The 16,268-nt window shown below is 58.2% G+C and carries 16 protein-coding genes; 11 read left to right on the forward strand and 5 right to left on the reverse strand.

Going from position 1 to position 16,268, the window contains the following annotated elements; translation table 11 throughout:
* Positions 1–2: 2 nt before the first annotated feature.
* The gene (locus tag RA28_RS07540) at positions 3–1,460 is read right to left on the reverse strand and encodes a cobyric acid synthase (protein WP_039525329.1); all 1,458 of its coding nucleotides are present in this window, start codon (positions 1,458–1,460) and stop codon (positions 3–5) included.
* A 59-nt stretch (positions 1,461–1,519) separates the two neighbouring features.
* Between RA28_RS07540 and RA28_RS07545 the strand changes: the two genes are divergently transcribed.
* Entirely contained in the window at positions 1,520–2,077 is a 558-nt protein-coding gene (locus RA28_RS07545) for a cobalamin biosynthesis protein CobQ (RefSeq protein ID WP_039525330.1), read from the forward strand.
* A 71-nt stretch (positions 2,078–2,148) separates the two neighbouring features.
* Here the strand turns inward: RA28_RS07545 and RA28_RS07550 are convergent, their stop codons facing one another.
* On the reverse strand, positions 2,149–2,469 hold the full coding sequence (locus RA28_RS07550; RefSeq protein WP_039525333.1) for a DUF6280 family protein: 321 nt from the start codon (positions 2,467–2,469) through the stop codon (positions 2,149–2,151).
* 218 nt (positions 2,470–2,687) lie between these two features.
* Between RA28_RS07550 and efp the strand changes: the two genes are divergently transcribed.
* Positions 2,688–3,251: an elongation factor P gene (gene efp / locus RA28_RS07555; RefSeq protein ID WP_039525334.1), complete on the forward strand. Its 564-nt coding sequence runs from the start codon at positions 2,688–2,690 to the stop codon at positions 3,249–3,251.
* A gap of 42 nt (positions 3,252–3,293) precedes the next feature.
* On the opposite strand, the gene RA28_RS07560 is transcribed toward efp, so the two are convergent.
* Together RA28_RS07560 and ygfZ are read right to left on the reverse strand one after the other, a co-directional pair.
* Positions 3,294–4,241 (reverse strand): ABC transporter ATP-binding protein, encoded by a 948-nt coding sequence (locus RA28_RS07560; protein WP_039525336.1) that lies wholly within the window; start codon positions 4,239–4,241, stop codon positions 3,294–3,296.
* A gap of 97 nt (positions 4,242–4,338) precedes the next feature.
* Complete coding sequence (ygfZ, locus tag RA28_RS07565) at positions 4,339–5,076, reverse strand: CAF17-like 4Fe-4S cluster assembly/insertion protein YgfZ (RefSeq protein ID WP_039525338.1); 738 nt, start codon at positions 5,074–5,076, stop codon at positions 4,339–4,341.
* A 73-nt stretch (positions 5,077–5,149) separates the two neighbouring features.
* Between ygfZ and RA28_RS22480 the strand changes: the two genes are divergently transcribed.
* A complete protein-coding gene (locus tag RA28_RS22480) occupies positions 5,150–5,824 on the forward strand; it encodes a TIGR04283 family arsenosugar biosynthesis glycosyltransferase (RefSeq protein ID WP_082029746.1) in 675 nt (224 codons plus the stop codon).
* 844 nt (positions 5,825–6,668) lie between these two features.
* Here RA28_RS22480 and RA28_RS07575 read toward each other — a convergent pair.
* On the reverse strand, positions 6,669–7,532 hold the full coding sequence (locus RA28_RS07575; protein WP_241481083.1) for a MurR/RpiR family transcriptional regulator: 864 nt from the start codon (positions 7,530–7,532) through the stop codon (positions 6,669–6,671).
* Between the two features lie 125 nt (positions 7,533–7,657).
* On the opposite strand from RA28_RS07575, the gene RA28_RS07580 reads away from it, so the two are divergent.
* The 8 genes from RA28_RS07580 to RA28_RS07615 form a co-directional block, all read left to right on the forward strand.
* The gene (locus RA28_RS07580; protein ID WP_039525346.1) at positions 7,658–8,443 is read left to right on the forward strand and encodes an N-formylglutamate amidohydrolase; all 786 of its coding nucleotides are present in this window, start codon (positions 7,658–7,660) and stop codon (positions 8,441–8,443) included.
* Positions 8,443–9,024 (forward strand): TRAP transporter small permease subunit, encoded by a 582-nt coding sequence (locus RA28_RS07585; RefSeq protein ID WP_193747369.1) that lies wholly within the window; start codon positions 8,443–8,445, stop codon positions 9,022–9,024. The genes RA28_RS07580 and RA28_RS07585 overlap by 1 nt, the downstream gene beginning before the upstream one ends.
* Positions 9,021–10,340 (forward strand): TRAP transporter large permease, encoded by a 1,320-nt coding sequence (locus RA28_RS07590; protein WP_039525352.1) that lies wholly within the window; start codon positions 9,021–9,023, stop codon positions 10,338–10,340. The genes RA28_RS07585 and RA28_RS07590 overlap by 4 nt, the downstream gene beginning before the upstream one ends.
* 51 nt (positions 10,341–10,391) lie before the next feature.
* Complete coding sequence (locus RA28_RS07595) at positions 10,392–11,426, forward strand: TRAP transporter substrate-binding protein (protein WP_039526177.1); 1,035 nt, start codon at positions 10,392–10,394, stop codon at positions 11,424–11,426.
* A 91-nt stretch (positions 11,427–11,517) separates the two neighbouring features.
* Positions 11,518–12,870 (forward strand): glutamine synthetase family protein, encoded by a 1,353-nt coding sequence (locus RA28_RS07600; protein ID WP_039525354.1) that lies wholly within the window; start codon positions 11,518–11,520, stop codon positions 12,868–12,870.
* A 91-nt stretch (positions 12,871–12,961) separates the two neighbouring features.
* Positions 12,962–14,344: an aldehyde dehydrogenase family protein gene (locus RA28_RS07605; RefSeq protein ID WP_039525358.1), complete on the forward strand. Its 1,383-nt coding sequence runs from the start codon at positions 12,962–12,964 to the stop codon at positions 14,342–14,344.
* On the forward strand, positions 14,341–15,486 hold the full coding sequence (locus tag RA28_RS07610) for an iron-containing alcohol dehydrogenase (protein WP_039525360.1): 1,146 nt from the start codon (positions 14,341–14,343) through the stop codon (positions 15,484–15,486). The genes RA28_RS07605 and RA28_RS07610 overlap by 4 nt, the downstream gene beginning before the upstream one ends.
* Before the next feature lie 60 nt (positions 15,487–15,546).
* On the forward strand, positions 15,547–16,268 hold a 722-nt coding region (locus RA28_RS07615), incomplete at its 3' end, for an alpha/beta hydrolase (protein WP_039525363.1).

A 16,268-nucleotide genomic window follows, 5' to 3' on the forward strand; every position in this document is an offset into this window, starting at 1 on the left:
GCTTATTGCCTGCGCGGCGTTTGAGCAAGCGAGAGCAGCAAATCGAGATCCATATGCTGTTCAAGATGGTCGGCCAGCGTATCCAGCACCTGTTCAACGCCGTCTTCGTAGGCAAGTTCTGACGTCACGCCCAACTGCGCAAGAAAACTGGCGCGGAAGGCGTCGGACGAGAAAATACCATGCAGGTAGCTGCCGCGAATGCGCCCGTTCGGGCTGGCTGCGCCTTCCGGGCGACCGTCAATTTCCAGCCACGCCCGATTACAGTCCGGACCTTCGGTGTGTCCCATGTGAATTTCGTAGCCGCTGACTGCTTGGCCATCCGGTCGGGCGACTGCGTTGCGCAACGTCACCTGTTTCTGTCCGGCCATAGTCGTATCAACATTCAACAGACCTAAACCCGCTACCGAACCTTGACGCCCATCCACGCCTTCGGGATCGGATATCGTCTTTCCAAGCATCTGGTATCCGCCGCAAAGGCCCAGAACATGCCCGCCGCGCCTCACGTGGGCGTAAAGGTCGACATCCCAGCCTTGGGCCCGGAAGTAGGCCAAATCGCCGATTGTAGACTTGCTGCCGGGCAGCAGGACGAGATCTGCATCGCCGGGCAGGGCGCGTCCGGCAGGCACAATCTCGACCGAGACGCCGGGTTCGGCGGATAGTGGATCCAGATCGTCGAAATTTGCCATCCGCGCAAGCTGCGGAACAGCGACTTTGCATGCACCACCGGTATGCGAACGGATGTCCATCATGTCTTCGGCGGGTAATTTCCAGGCGTCGTCGAACCAGGGAACCACACCCACGCAAGGCCAACCGGTGCGCGAGGCGATATCATCGCGTCCGTCATCGAACAGGGTTACGTCGCCTTTGAACCGGTTGACGGCAAAGCCGCGGATCGTCTTCAGATCGCCGGCATCAAGAACGGCCTGGGTACCAACGATCTGAGCAATGACGCCCCCGCGATGGATGTCCCCGACCAAAATAACGGGGACACCCGCCACGCAAGCGAAACCCATATTCGCGATGTCGCCTTTGCGCAGATTGGTCTCGGCCGGGCTGCCGGCGCCTTCGACAAGGACCAGATCCGCATCCTCGCAAAGGCGATCAAAACTCTCCAGCGCGGCGCTAAGAAGCTTGGATTTGTCCTTGCGGTAGTCTGCCGCCCGCATCGTGCCAGCCCGTTGCCCATGCACGATGACCTGAGCGCCTGTGTCCGTTTCGGGCTTGAGCAGTATCGGGTTCATGTCTGTGTGCGTTGGGCGTTTCGCAGCCCGAGCCTGAAGCGCTTGTGCCCGTCCGATCTCTCCCCCGCTTTCGGCAACTGCTGCGTTGTTTGACATGTTCTGAGGTTTGAACGGTGCAACCCGTAGACCACGCCGGGTGAACGCACGGGCCAGACCGGCCACCAGTACCGATTTCCCGACATTGCTGCCGGTGCCCTGAATCATGATGGACCGAACCATGACCTGTCTCCTATCTTGTCGCGCAGATGACCTGATTTGCAGGCAAAGGAAAAGCCCGTATGAACACGCCCGCGCATCTTTTGATCGGCGCCGCCGCATTTGCGCGGCCTGCAAGCGGTCGAACCCTGTGGGCGGCATTGCTGGGGTCATTGTTGCCGGATCTGTCGCTCTATTTGATGGCCGGGACATCCTTGTACGTCCTTGGGATTTCGCCGCAGGTGGTTTTCAACGATCTGTACTTTTCACCGGCTTGGCAGACGGTGTTTGCCATAGACAATTCGTTCATTCTTTGGGGGCTGGTTTTGCTACTGGCAATGTGGCGGAGCTGGCGATTTCTGACTGTGACGGCGTCAGCCGGTCTACTGCATCTGGCGTTGGATTTCCCGTTGCATGCCGGTGACGGGCGCCCACAATTCTGGCCACTGAGTGATTGGGTGTTTCACAGCCCAATCAGCTATTGGGAAAACCCTTGGACAGTGCTTGTCTCTGTCGTGGTCTGCGCGGGGTGCTATCTGGTGCTTTGGAGAAGGGGCCTTTCTGTGTCGGCCAAACTGTTCTTTGCAGCGCTATTGGCGGCAGAGGTCTGGGTTGCACGGCAATGGCTGCTTTTCTTCTGAAGCCGATGTGACAAATGAAAAGCGCGCTCCGTTGATAGGAGCGCGCTTTTTCAGCCAATCGTCTGATGTGCTTAGGCGGCTTCCGCCTGATGCGCCGCGTTGCGGCGTTCGCTTTCTTCCCGCGACAACGCAACCGAGGTGCGCACGCCACGGCCAACGAATTCCATCAGGCCACTTACAACACGTTCATTCGGGTCGATGCCCGCGCAGGACAAAACCTCGCGCCCATCGCGCGAACGCGCCCAGCGTGCGATCTGTTCCGGGCCATTTCCATACTTCTTGTCGTCGGCGATTGCGTCATCGAGTGCAGCCAACACAACGGCCGCAAAAAGTTTGCGCGCACGATTGCCTTGCTCATTGTTAAAGGCAGTGCCGTCAACGAAATCTCTCATCTCGTCTTCCTTGTTGTTCTTGCTCTTGCATTTTCGGCGTGACGGTCCTTATGACCTATTAGGTGCGATTCGGATACACCTAAAATGCATAGTTGCGTTGCGTCATTTGCATAGCTTGCTGCAACTGCAGCACTAGGTCTCGTTGTCTTGTCAGGTGTGGTCACGCCAGATATAGGGACGACAACTGACGCATCAACCGTTTGTGAAGGATTTATGTAATGCCCAAGATAAATGGGAACGAAATTCGCCCCGGCAATGTGCTTGAGCATAACGACGGGCTGTGGGCAGCCGTCAAAGTGGACCATGTAAAGCCCGGTAAAGGCGGTGCTTTTGCCCAGGTCGAGCTGCGCAACCTGCGTAACGGGTCCAAGCTGAACGAACGGTTCCGGTCGGCTGACAAGGTAGAACGTGTCCGGCTTGAGCAAAAGGACCAGCAGTTTCTTTACGAGTCCGACGGCATGCTGGTGTTCATGGATTCCGAAACCTACGAACAAATCGAACTGCCATCCGACCTGCTGGGGGAACGCCGCCCGTTTCTGCAGGACGGCATGACAATTGTGGTCGAGTTCTATGAGTCCGAAGCACTGAACGCCACGCTGCCCCAGAAGGTCACGTGCAAGATCGTCGAGACCGAGCCAGTGGTCAAAGGTCAGACAGCTGCGAACTCGTTCAAACCGGCAGTTCTGGACAATGGCGTCAAGGTGATGGTGCCGCCATTCATCGGCCAGGACGAAATGATCGTCGTGAACACCGAGACGATGGAATATTCCGAGCGCGCCTGATTGCGCCAGCGATGAAATCGAGAGGACCGCATTGACGGTCCTCTATTTTCGACCGCGCTTCAATTGGCGGTACCGCTCAGGGTGGGGGCCGAACAGTTCCAGCATCAGGTCATACTTGATCCGGTTGGCGCTGACCTGACGGTAGAAGGCGATCAGGAACGAAGTCGGGCCCTGGATGCGGCTCAGTCCGCTGGTGGCCGCAACGACAGTGCCGACATCGGTCTTTCCCTGCAACACCAACCAGCCGCCCAGCATGAGAACGCCGACCGTTCCGGCACCGTTTATGACGCTCAGCAGGAATTTGGCGGACAGTTTCCACAGGAACATCTTTCTTCGGGTCTCAAAGATGTCGTCAAACTGGGCTTCGATGTCTTTCGAAACTTTCTGGATATCCTCCAGCGTCAGTTCGTCCGTTGCCCTTCGCAGGATGCGAACGCGATCAGCGACAAATCTGTTCACCTTGCGCTGCGAAATCAGGACGATGATGATCTGCGGAAGGATCATTGAAAAAGCAATCGCTCCCAACCCGGGTTGGGTCGACGAAATATAGCCGATCACGCTTATCAGTGTTCCGATCTGGACAACCGGATCGGAGAACGCGCCACCGGCGAATTTGCCCAGCTCTTCGGCCTCGGCCGAAATGGCCGTCGTCATCGTGCCTTTTCGAACGTTTTCGCCGTCTTCGCCAACGTCGACTGCCCGCGCCAGCAGACGCTGTCGGATCATTCGGATCAGGTCTTCGCCCAGTGTTCCTGCTCGAAATCCCAGAACCCATTTCAGCCCAAGGCTCAGAAGTATGACGCCCATCATACCTGCGCCAAGCAGGATCAGGCGGTCCGTCTCGATTTCTTTCGTCGTCAGATGGTTGATGATGTCCCGCTGGAATTCCAGCGGCACGGCGGCGAGGGCCGCAATCGCAATGGACAGAATGATAAGGATGATCTGACGACCGGCGCTGGCGCGCCAGATCGCGGTGTAAAGGCGAAACATACGGTTAACCCAATCGCTTGCGTGACCTCAGTGATACCGCGCAAGACGAAATGGTCAAAGGCGTAAGCGGCCTGCCAGACCCGCCGTCGCGCCCAGCCTAGGAAACCAGTCGGACGATGGCATCCCCGGCCTGCATATCGCCGGTGGCGCGGTCAAATCGCAAATACGCAATCGCTCGGCCTCCGGATTGGGTAAACAACGTGCCGGCAGGCTTGCCGTTCGCTGTAATCTCGGACCCGACCGGCGCATTGCCGTCGACCTCAACCTGCCGCAGCCCTTTGCGCAGCTGGGTTTTGTGTTTCATGCGGGCGGTCACTTCCTGCCCGACATAACACCCTTTCTTGAAATCCAGCCCATTCAAAGCCTCAAGGCCTGATTCCAGAATATAGCTGTCCGGGGTCAGCTCGATCCCGGTTTCAGGGATGCAGTTCTGCACGCGGATCGCGTCCCAATCCGACCCGTCATCGCTGGCCGCTGCGGTCGAGTAGGCCCGCCAACCCAGATCCGGGTGGCGCGGGTCGGGCAGGGCGCCTTCGGGCGCAGGCCCTGTGCCACGCTGGAGGTTCAGGTCAGTGCCGTCAATGGCCACATCGGCCCGAAGCTTGTACATGCCAAGGCGTTTCACCAAGTCATCGGCAAGGTCGTCCGCGACGTCCAACAGGATTGAGTCACCGTCCCGATGCAGAAAGAAATCCGCCAGATACTTGCCCTGCGGGGTCAGCAGGGCCGCATAAACCAATCCTTCGTCCAGGCGAGCCAAGTCGTTGGTCACCAGCCCTTGCAGGAAGCTATCTGTATCCGCCCCGGTCAGGCGCAACATGCGGCGGTCGGACATCGGTTGATCCTTATCATTTGTCTTGGCTCCGTGATATAGGGGTTCGCACCGCCATGACCAGAGGGTTTCGTTCGTGTCCGCCCCGATCAGTATTGTGATCCCAACTTTGAATGCGGCGGCGGACCTGCCCAGAACACTGCAGGCGCTGATGGAGGGCGTGCATGCGGGTCTGATCCGCGAATTGGTCATCAGTGATGGCGGGTCTGTGGATCAGACACTTGATATTGCAGATGAGGCCGGTGCCCGGATCGTTCAAGGTGCGGCGTCCCGCGGTGGCCAGCTGAGGCGCGGGTGCGAGGTCGCCAGCGGAGACTGGCTGTTCATTGTTCACGCGGACACAGTGTTGCAACAGGGTTGGGCCGAGATCGTGTCGAGCCATCTTCCAACGGGACGACCGGCTGCTTGTCGGCTCAGGTTCCGCGCTTCGGGGTTTGGGCCCGCCTGGGTCGCCGGATGGGCCAACCTGCGCAGTCGCCTTTTGGGTCTGCCCTATGGCGATCAGGGATTGCTGGTGCGGCGGTTGGACTACATCAAGGCAGGCGGTTTCCCTGACCAAGCGCTGATGGAGGACGTGGCACTTGTGCGTGCGTTGCCGCGTGTGTCGGTGCTGAGAGTGGACGCGGTTACGAGTGCGGAGCGTTATGTCCATCAGGGCTGGGTTCGGCGGGGGGCGCGGAACCTGTGGACGTTGGCGCGCTACTATCTGGGCGCCGATCCTGAAAGTCTGGCTCGGGCGTATCGTCGCTGAACGAAGCGCGCAGCTCGACCACGGATTTTCCCAGCCGGAAGGGCGCTGCAAAGCTGACAAGGCACAACGCGATGATCTGCAGCACCAGAATGTGGGCATTGGCCTGCAGGTATTCCCACTCGTCCTTCAGTTTTCCAACCTGTTCGATCAAATCGTCATAACTTTGGGCGAGGATCAAATAGTCTCCCGCAATTGCGGGGACTTTGCGGCGCATATTGTCGATCGCAGTCCGGGTCGCATCATCGAGTGATGTGAAGACAAGGAACTGCTCGATATCGAACGCATCTGCCTTTGCGGCCATTCCGCGCGCTTCCTCCATGTCGTCTCTGGTCTGGCGACCGAACAAAAACTGCAGCCCTTGCAAGGGCGCAACCTCGTTTGTGACGGCAATGAACAGCGGTAGGTCCGCGTTGCTTGCGGTCGAGGCCGACAGAAATTCAACCTTGTCGCACAAAACAGCGGTATCGGGGTCATAAGCCGGGTCGCAGAAGCGTAGCCTGAACCGGGCCGCGTCGCGGTCAAAGGCCAGCGTTGCCGCGTAAGCGACGTCAATCTGTCGGTCCAACCGCGAACTGTCTGTGGTGTAAAGCCCGGCCAGCACCGCAACCAAAGCACCTACGCCACCCAACACGACCCAGACCAGATCGGCCAGCTTCCACGCGCGGTGGCCGGCTGGTTTGCGGAAAAGAAAACCGGTTCCGATCAACCCGGCCAAAAAGAACAGGATCAGCAGGGGCAATTGATTTTCAGTCACAAATGTCATGGGGCCAAGTGTACGTTCTGCATACCAAGGCGCAACAGCCCTCACGCGTAGTTGTTGCGGGTACCGCCCGACAGAAATGGCTTACGAGCCCGAGCCTTGTCCGAATTTGCGGAACAGTTTCGTCCGGTCAAATGCCTGTTCCAGAGCATCGGTTCGCTGTTTCACACTGTCCCACAGCCGTTCTTGTGCTTCCGCGATCACGCATTCCATAAGCACGAGAAGGGCGGCCATTGAATCCCAGGCTGACGGCACGGCGATCCGAGCGGCAAAGGTGTGTTTTGCAAGGCGGTGAATGGGTGAACGCCACTGATCCGTCAGCAAGACAACCTCGGCCCCGCGTTCGTGGCACAACTGGCCTATTAGCAATGTGGTGTTTTCATAACGGCGCACGTCCAGCGCAACCAATACGTCCCCTTCGCGTATTTCCAGCAAGTCGTGCGTCCACGATGCCGCGTCGGCCAGTAATTTCACATCCGGGCGGATCATTTGAAGGTGTAGGTACAGATAACGCGCCAAAGCTCCGGTAATACGGCCACCGGTTATGAACACGTGGCGGTTCGGGTCGCACAGCAAGCGACAAAAACTGTCGAACTCTTCCGGATCAATCTCGTCGATAGAGCGTTTTTGGTTTTCCAGCGCCTGCCGCGAGTAGCGGTTCAGAATGTGTTCTTCCGGCAGATCATTTTGCCACACGTCGCGTTTGGCCTCTGGTCCCGAGATCATCTCCTTGACCTCGTTCCGAACCGCTGCCTGAAACTGCGGATAGCCTTCGAATCCGGTTTTTTGCAGCATCCGCGCAACCGTGGTGGTCGAGACAGACGCAATGCTGGCCAGTTCGGTAATGCTGCCCAGCCCTGCCATGGGATAATCGTCCAGCAAGACGTTGACCAACTGACGCTCAGACGGCGTCATGTCTTCCCGATGAGCAAGGAGCTTTTCTGTCACCCGCACGTAAAGCCTCCTTCGGTTGCGCTGCCTTTTGTTCAATTTTTGACAGTATCGGCAGGCCTGTCGAAATTCATACAGGAAAAATATTGACAGGTGAACGGCTAATGTAGAGATTTTTCCAGATGAACCATTTGGAATCGCCCAGCAACGATCCGGTTTTCGGCCCGGTCGTTCATGTATCCAAGGCCGACGGCGCGCCTTCGGTCCTTGTGGTGTGCGAGCATGCCTCGAACCGCATCCCCGAGGATTTCGGTGACATGGGGCTTAGCCGCGAGGCGCTGCAAAGCCATATTGCCTGGGATCCCGGTGCCTTGACTGTTGCGCAGGCGATCTCGGATCACATGTCGGCCACGTTGATCTATGGTGGCGTTTCGCGATTGGTCTACGATTGCAATCGCCCACCCGAAGCGGCTGATGCGATGCCCGCAAGCAGCGAGGACATACCCATTCCTGCCAATGCGAATTTAACCGCAAGTCAACGCGCCGCGCGGATCGAGCGAATCTATCAGCCCTTTGCCGCGTCCGTTTTGGACGAGATCACGCAAAACCGGGCGTCGCTCAAGCTGATGGTGACCGTGCACAGCTTCACTCCCGTTTACAGGGGGCAGAGCCGGGCGGTTGAAATAGGACTTTTGCATGGTGAGGATGATCGTTTTGCAAGGGCCATGCTGGCCACGGTGCCTGATGCGGCGCCTTGGGTTGTTCGATTGAACCAGCCGTATTCCGCTGCCGATGGCGTTGCGCATACGCTGGACGTTCAGGCCGCGCCCTCTGGTCTGTTGAACGTCATGATCGAAATACGAAACGACCTGATCCAAACACCAGAGCAGCAACAGAAGATGGCCGACGACCTCGCCCCTTGGATCATGCGGACGCTGACGAAATTTGACGAAAGGAATGTCGCGTGATGGGCGCGATGGCCGGATACGTGCGGGTCGTGGATGCGGTCAACTACCGGATCGGACGGGTGATGATGTGGGGCCTGTTCGTGATGATGGGGATTCTGTTGTGGTCCTCGGTCTCGAAGACGTTCTTTCTGCCATCGCTTTGGACCTTGGAAATGGCTCAGTTCGCAATGGTGACCTATTACATACTGGGCGGTCCCTATTCGATCCAGCTTGGGTCCAACGTCCGGATGGACCTGTTCTACCACAACTGGAGCCCGCATAAGAAAGCCTGGTTCGACGCGTTTACGGTTTTGCTGCTTATCCTGTATCTGGGTGTGCTGCTTTATGGCGGCCTCGGCTCGACGGCTTACAGCCTGGGGTACTGGGGCGACGCGCCTTTGTCTTACTTCTCGGGGCTGGTAACGGGGACCGAGGAAATTGGTCGGCTGGAACGTTCATCAACCGCATGGCGGCCCTATATCTGGCCGGTCAAAGCGATCATGGTCTTCGGCTTTTTCCTGATGCTGCTGCAAGCGGTTTCTGAGTTTTTCAAAGACATAGCCCGGATCAACGGGCAGGAAATCGGGGTCCGGCGGGCATGAGTCAGGAATACATTGCCATCTTCATGTTTGCATTGATGATGCTGATGCTGTTCACCGGGCAGCGCGTTTTTGGCGCAATCGGTGCCGTCGCCACAATCGCCGCGCTGGCATTGTGGGGTACGGGTGGGCAGGACATCACCTTCTCGGCCGCCATGAAACTGATGAAATGGTACCCGCTGTTGACCCTGCCGATGTTTATTTTCATGGGCTACGTGCTGAGCGAAAGTCGGCTGGCGGATGATCTTTACCGGATGTTCCACGTCTGGATGGGGCCGGTCAATGGCGGGCTGGCAATCGGCACGATTGGCCTGATGGTCTTGGTGTCGGCCATGAACGGGCTGAGTGTTGCGGGCATGGCGATCGGTGCGACAATCGCGCTGCCGGAACTTCTCAGGCGCGGCTATGACAAGATCATGGTGACTGGCGTTATTCAGGCCGGATCGAGCCTTGGCATCCTCGTACCGCCGTCTGTGGTTTTGGTGCTTTATGCGATGATTGCAAGACAGCCGGTTGGGCAGTTGTGGCTGGCGGGCATCCTGCCGGGTCTTATGATGGCCGGTCTCTTCATCCTCTATATTTGGATCCGTTGCCGTATCCAGCCGAACCTGGGTCCGGCGATGGAAGACGTGCACGAAGTGTCGCGAGCCGAGAAGATAAGGCTGTTGGGGGCAGGGGCGCTGCCGCTGATTATTTTTGCCGCGATGATGGTTCCCTTCGTCAATGGCTGGACGTCGCTGGTGGAAAGCTCGGCCATCGGAGCGTTGACGGCGTTGATCGTTTCGGTCGTCAAACGTCGGATGACCTGGAAGATTTTCGAGACCTGTACCAAGCAGACGCTGGCGATTTCCTGCATGTTCATGTGGATCATTCTTGCCGCGCTGGGCTTTGGGGCCGTATTCGACGGTCTTGGTGCCGTCAAAGCAATCGACAACCTGTTTACCGAGCAATTGGGTCTGTCGCCTTGGATGATCCTGATCCTGATGCAACTCAGCTTCATCGTCATGGGCACTTTTCTGGACGATACCGCCATGCTGGTCATCGTGGCGCCGCTTTATGTGCCGCTGGTTGGCGCTTTGGGTTTCGACCTGATCTGGTACGGGGTGCTGTACACGATCACGACGCAGATCGCTTATATGACACCCCCGTTCGGCTACAACCTGTTCCTGATGCGCGCGATGGCACCGCCCGAGATTGGGCTGAAAGACATCTATCGTTCGATCATCCCTTTTGTCGGCGTTATGGTGCTGGCGCTGATTATCATAATGGTCTTCCCGGAAATCGCGCTTTGGCTGCCCGGATACATTTACGGAAACTAACCAGAAGGCCCGGTGAGCGGGCACAACAACTTCAACGGAGAGGAAATTGACATGACGACAAGACGCAAGTTTTTGAAAACCGCAGGGGTTGGCGTTGCTGCCGCGCCTTTGGCCGCGCCGGCGCTGGCACAAAACACGATTACCTGGCGGATGCAGACCTACGCAGGCCCGGCTTTGGCCGAGCACGTGATTGATCCGGCGATCAAGATGTTCAACCAGATCGCGGGCGACCGGATGCAGATCGAACTGTTCTATGCGGATCAGTTGGTCCCGACCGGCGAACTGTTTCGCGCCATGCAAAAGGGAACCATTGATGCGGTTCAGTCGGACGACGACTCGATGGCCTCACCGACCGAAGTAACCGTATTCGGCGGCTACTTTCCGTTTGCATCCCGTTACTCGCTTGATGTTCCGGTGCTGTTCAATCAGTGGGGGCTCAACGAAATCTGGGACGAGGAATATTCGAAGGTTGGCGTCAAGCACATTAGTGCCGGTGCATGGGATCCATGCCACTTTGCCACCAAGGACCCGATCAACTCTCTCGAAGACATGAAGGGCAAGCGCATCTTTACCTTCCCGACAGCGGGTCGGTTCCTGTCTCAGTTCGGCGTGGTGCCCGTCACGCTGCCGTGGGAAGACATCGAAGTCGCCGTGCAAACGGGCGAGTTGGACGGCATCGCCTGGTCCGGCATCACCGAAGATTACACAGTCGGGTGGGCCGATGTGACCAACTATTTCCTGACGAACAACGTCTCGGGGGCGTGGGCTGGTCACTTCTTTGCGAATATGGATCGGTGGAACGAGTTGCCTGAAGATCTGCAAACCTTGTTCAAGGTATGCTGCGACCAATCCCATTACTACCGCCAGTGGTGGTACTGGGGTGGCGAGGCCAATCTGCGCGTGAACGGAACCAAGATGCAGTTGACCACGATCCCGGATGAGGAATGGGCCACGGTTGAAGAGGCCGCGGTGAAGTTCTGGGACGAAATCGCAGCAGAATCCGAGACCAAAGCAAAGGTCGTGGACATCTTCAAACGCTACAATGCTGAAATGCTGAAAGCCGGGCGGCCATATCGCTACGGCTGACAGAACAGGACCGGCCCGTACGATCGCGGGCCGGTCTCATTGAAGCTTTGGAAATTTGGTGGAAATTTCCCGCACGTAACAGAGGTCGCGCATGCTGACGTTCGAACATCTTAAATCGCAGGTTTCCAACGGGGAAATCGACACTGTGCTCGTCTGCATGGTCGATATGCAGGGGCGCTTGATGGGCAAGAGGTTCCACGCCGGACATTTTGTTGCGGGCGCTTGGGAAGAAACCCATTGCTGCAACTATCTGCTGGCAACCGATCTGGAAATGGGCACACCGGACGGGTACGAGGCAACCAGCTGGGAACGCGGGTATGGCGACTACGTCATGAAACCGGACCTCGACACATTGCGGCCCGTGCCTTGGCTGGACGGTACCGCGATGGTGATGTGTGACGTTCTGGATCATCATACGCACGAGGAAGTACCGCACGCGCCACGCTCGGTCCTCAAGAAGCAGGTCAACCGGCTCAAGGCCATGGGCTATGAGGCCATGTGCGCCACCGAGCTGGAGTTCTTTTTGTTTGAAAAGAGCTTTGATGCGATCCGCAAAGAGGGTTTCCGCGATCTGGAGCCGATCTCGGGTTACAACGAGGACTACCATATCCTTCAGACGACCAAGGAAGAACACGTGATGCGCCCGGTCCGCAATCATTTGTGGGATGCAGGCATACCGGTCGAGAACTCGAAGGGCGAGGCGGAAACGGGTCAGGAAGAACTGAACATCAAATACGCGCCCGCGATGGACACGGCAGAGTATCATTCGATCGCCAAGAACGCGGTGAAGGAAATCGCCTGGCAGCACGGTCACGCCGCGACGTTTCTGCCGAAATGGCATCATGACAAAGTCGGCAGTTCGTCTCACATCCACCAATCGCTTTGGAAAGATGGGAAACCCGCGTTTTTCGAGCCATCCGATCCGCTGGGAATGTCGGACGTGATGAAAAGCTATGTCGCGGGTCTATTGAAATACGCGGCCGACTACACCTGCTTCATGGCCCCCTATGTCAACAGCTACAAACGGTTCGTGAAAGGAACTTTTGCGCCCACGCGCATCATCTGGTCAGTGGACAACCGAACCGCCGGTTTCCGTTTGTGCGGGGATGGAACCAAGTCGGTGCGAATTGAGTGCCGGATACCGGGTTCGGATATCAACCCCTACCTGGCGATGGCAGGAATGCTGGCCGCCGGTATCGCGGGGATCGAGGAAGGATTGGAGTTGCAGCCCCCCACATCGGGCGATGCCTATCAGGGGGACAGCGGCAGCATTCCTGCAAACCTGCGGGCTGCGCGGGACGCTCTGCATGGGTCCGAAATGCTGCGTGCCGCGATGGGCGGTGGTGTTGTCGATCATTATGCCCGGGCTGCGGAGGTTGAAGTCGAGGAATTCGAGCGTGTTGTGACGGATTGGGAAATTGCCCGCGGTTTTGAGCGGGCGTAGGCGTCGGGCGAGGGGCCAGCCCCTCGCGCTCCCCGGGATATTTTTGGCCAGATGAAGCAGGGATCCTGTTTTCTTTTTGAATGGAGTGGAAATGGGTCAGGTGTTGAAGTGCATCTCGCCGATTGACGGATCGGTCTTTGCCGAGCGAGAGGTTTTGTCGCGCGAAGCGGCTTTTGAAGTTGCGGAACGCGCCAGAGCTGCACAAGCGGCCTGGGCGGCGCGGCCATTGCAAGAGCGGATTGACCTTGTGAGAGCCGGTGTAGCTGCCGTCGGCGCGATGAATGAGGAAATTGTTCCTGAACTTGCGCATATGATGGGCCGGCCCGTTCGCTACGGTGGCGAGTTTGGTGGGTTCGAAGAACGCGCAAGCCACATGGCCGATATTGCCGAGGAGGCCCTGGCCGATATCCAGGTTGGCGAAGATGACACCTTTAGGCGGTATATAAGGCGTGTTCCGCAGGGTGTGGTTTTTGTCGTCGCACCCTGGAACTACCCCTATATGACGGCCATCAATACGGTGGCACCGGCGCTGATCGCCGGCAATACTGTTGTGTTGAAACACGCCACGCAGACCCTTCTGGTGGGCGAGCGCATAGTGCAGGCCTTTCATGCCGCCGGTGTTCCCGCCGATGTGTTCCAGAATGTATTTCTTAGCCACGACGTGACCCATGATCTGATCGCGAGCAAAGCGTTCGACTTTGTGAATTTCACTGGCTCGGTTGGCGGTGGTCAGGCAATGGAAAGGGCCGCAGCCGGAACGTTTACCGGTGTCGGCACGGAACTTGGCGGCAAGGATCCAGGGTATGTCATGGACGATGCCGATCTGGACGCAGCTGTGGAGACCCTCATCGACGGGGCGATGTTCAATTCGGGTCAGTGCTGTTGCGGGATTGAACGGATTTACGTCCACGACAGCCTTTTTGATGAGTTCCTGGCCAAGGCTGTCGACATTGTGCAGGGGTACAAACTGGGTAACCCGCTGGATGGGCAGACGACGATTGGACCTATGGCGAATACGCGCTTTGCCGAGCAGGTTCGCGCCCAGATCGCCGAAGCGGTAGAGGCAGGCGCCGTGACCCATATCGATACCTTTCCGGAGGACGATGGCGCCGCTTATCTGACGCCGCAGATCCTGACCAACGTGACCCACGACATGCGCGTGATGCGCGAAGAGAGTTTCGGCCCGGTGGTCGGGATCATGAAGGTATCCTCTGACGCCGAAGCGATCGGGCTGATGAATGACAGCGAGTTTGGCCTGACGGCCAGTCTATGGACGCGCGATGTGGATCGCGCGGCCCGGATTGGGGACCAGATTGAAACGGGCACCGTTTTCATGAACCGGGCAGACTATCTTGATCCCGGCCTCTGCTGGACGGGCTGCAAAAATACCGGACGCGGCGGCGGGTTGTCGGTGATCGGTTTTCACAACCTCACGCGCCCAAAATCCTACCATCTGAAAAAGGTGACATCATGAGCCTAGTTGGCAACTGGTCCTACCCGACCGCGATCAAATTCGGTGCCGGACGCTTATCGGAATTGCCGCAGGCCTGCGCCGCTGCCGGGATGAAGCGTCCGTTGCTGGTGACAGACAAGGGCCTTTCCGAACTTCCGATCACGACTGCAACGCTGGACATTATGGAGGTTGCGGGTCTGGGTCGGGCATTGTTTGCAGATGTGGACCCGAACCCCAATGAACGAAACCTCGAGGCCGGAGTTGCGGCATACACGGCAGGGGGGCATGACGGGGTGATTGCCTTCGGCGGCGGATCGGGGCTGGATCTGGGAAAGATGGTCGCGTTCATGGCCGGGCAATCGCGCCCCGTCTGGGATTTCGAGGATATTGGCGATTGGTGGACACGCGCCGATGCCGATGCCATCGCGCCGATCATCGCGGTGCCCACGACCGCTGGAACCGGATCCGAAGTTGGCCGGGCCAGCGTCATCACAAACTCGCAAACCCACGTCAAGAAGATCATCTTTCACCCAAAGGTGCTGCCAACCGTAGTGATCTGTGACCCGGAACTGACCGTCGGGATGCCCAAGTTCATAACGGCCGGAACCGGTCTGGATGCCTTTGCCCATTGTGTCGAGGCGTTTTCCAGCCCGCATTACCATCCGATGAGCCAGGGCATGGCGTTGGAAGGGATGCGTTTGGTCAAGGACTACCTGCCGCGCGCCTATGCTGACGGAACCGACATCGAGGCGCGCGCCCATATGATGAGCGCGGCCGCGATGGGGGCCACCGCGTTCCAAAAGGGTCTTGGCGCGGTTCATGCGATGAGCCATCCAATCGGCGCGCATTTCAACACCCATCACGGGACCACCAACGCGGTATGCATGCCGGCGGTGCTTGACTTCAACGCACCTGCCATCGCCGACCGGTTCGACGCGGCTGCCGCATATCTCGGGATTGACGGGGGTTTCGACGGGTTCCGCGCCTTCGTGCAGACGTTCAACGACTCGCTGGGTATCCCGCGCAAACTGTCCGACCTGGGCGTGACCGAGGCCGCGATCCCCGAACTGGTCAGGGGTGCGATCATCGATCCGTCTTGTGGTGGCAACCCAATCGAACTGACCGAAGAGAACCTGACAGCGCTGTTCCGGGCGGCGTTGTAAACGTCTTGCGGATGCGCATGCTCGTCTTTCATACTGCTGAAAGATGAGGGAGCGTTTTTCATGACCAAAGAGATTGTTCTGATCCACGGGGCCTTCGCGGGCCCGTGGTGTATGGAGGATTATGCGGGCTTCTTCCGGGCGCGTGGCTGGACGGTGCACACGCCCGCGCTGCGCTATCACGGTGGCGATCCCAAGGCCGAGCCGGACCCGGGTCTGACCGATACCAGTGTCACGGACTACGCCGATGATATCGCCACATTCGTGCAAGGATTGGACAGCAAGCCGGTCTTGCTGGGCCACGCCATCGCGGGCGTCGTGGCGCAGCAGGTGGCGTCTCGCGGTTTGGCCAGCGCCATCGTTCTGATCAACCCGAACGCGCCGTGGGGCACGCTGCCCGAAACCGATGACGAACGCGCCGTGCCGCGCGCGCTGATGGAGGGCGGGGCGTTCTGGAAACAGCCCATGCGCGTCGATTTCGACCTGATGGCCCCCTTTGCGCTGAACAAGATGCCCGAGGCGCAACAGCACGAGGTGTTCGACCAGTTGGGCGCCGAAAGCGGGCGGGTCATGTTCGAAATGTTTTTTTGGATGTTCGACGATCATCACGCGATGAAGGTCGATATCGACAAAGTCGACTGCCCGGTTCTGATCGTATCCGGCACCGAGGACCGGGCCGTGAACCCCAACACCTGCCGCGCGTTGGCGGAGCTTTACGGAGACCGGGCGACCTTTTTGGCGGTCGAAAACCACGCACATTTTCTGTTCATGGAGCCGGGGTGGGA

Source organism: Ruegeria sp. ANG-S4 (genome assembly GCF_000814005.1).
GTDB lineage: Bacteria > Pseudomonadota > Alphaproteobacteria > Rhodobacterales > Rhodobacteraceae > Ruegeria.

Excerpts from the sequence above, each read along its gene's own strand:
- RA28_RS07540 (WP_039525329.1), bottom strand. The coding sequence starts at position 1,460 with ATGGTTCGGTCCATCATGATTCAGGGCACCGGCAGCAATGTCGGGAAA.
- RA28_RS07545 (WP_039525330.1), top strand. The coding sequence starts at position 1,520 with ATGAACACGCCCGCGCATCTTTTGATCGGCGCCGCCGCATTTGCGCGG.
- RA28_RS07550 (WP_039525333.1), bottom strand. The coding sequence starts at position 2,469 with ATGAGAGATTTCGTTGACGGCACTGCCTTTAACAATGAGCAAGGCAAT.
- efp (WP_039525334.1), top strand. The coding sequence starts at position 2,688 with ATGCCCAAGATAAATGGGAACGAAATTCGCCCCGGCAATGTGCTTGAG.
- RA28_RS07560 (WP_039525336.1), bottom strand. The coding sequence starts at position 4,241 with ATGTTTCGCCTTTACACCGCGATCTGGCGCGCCAGCGCCGGTCGTCAG.
- ygfZ (WP_039525338.1), bottom strand. The coding sequence starts at position 5,076 with ATGTCCGACCGCCGCATGTTGCGCCTGACCGGGGCGGATACAGATAGC.
- RA28_RS07580 (WP_039525346.1), top strand. The coding sequence starts at position 7,658 with ATGAACCATTTGGAATCGCCCAGCAACGATCCGGTTTTCGGCCCGGTC.
- RA28_RS07585 (WP_193747369.1), top strand. The coding sequence starts at position 8,443 with ATGGGCGCGATGGCCGGATACGTGCGGGTCGTGGATGCGGTCAACTAC.
- RA28_RS07590 (WP_039525352.1), top strand. The coding sequence starts at position 9,021 with ATGAGTCAGGAATACATTGCCATCTTCATGTTTGCATTGATGATGCTG.
- RA28_RS07595 (WP_039526177.1), top strand. The coding sequence starts at position 10,392 with ATGACGACAAGACGCAAGTTTTTGAAAACCGCAGGGGTTGGCGTTGCT.
- RA28_RS07600 (WP_039525354.1), top strand. The coding sequence starts at position 11,518 with ATGCTGACGTTCGAACATCTTAAATCGCAGGTTTCCAACGGGGAAATC.
- RA28_RS07605 (WP_039525358.1), top strand. The coding sequence starts at position 12,962 with ATGGGTCAGGTGTTGAAGTGCATCTCGCCGATTGACGGATCGGTCTTT.
- RA28_RS07610 (WP_039525360.1), top strand. The coding sequence starts at position 14,341 with ATGAGCCTAGTTGGCAACTGGTCCTACCCGACCGCGATCAAATTCGGT.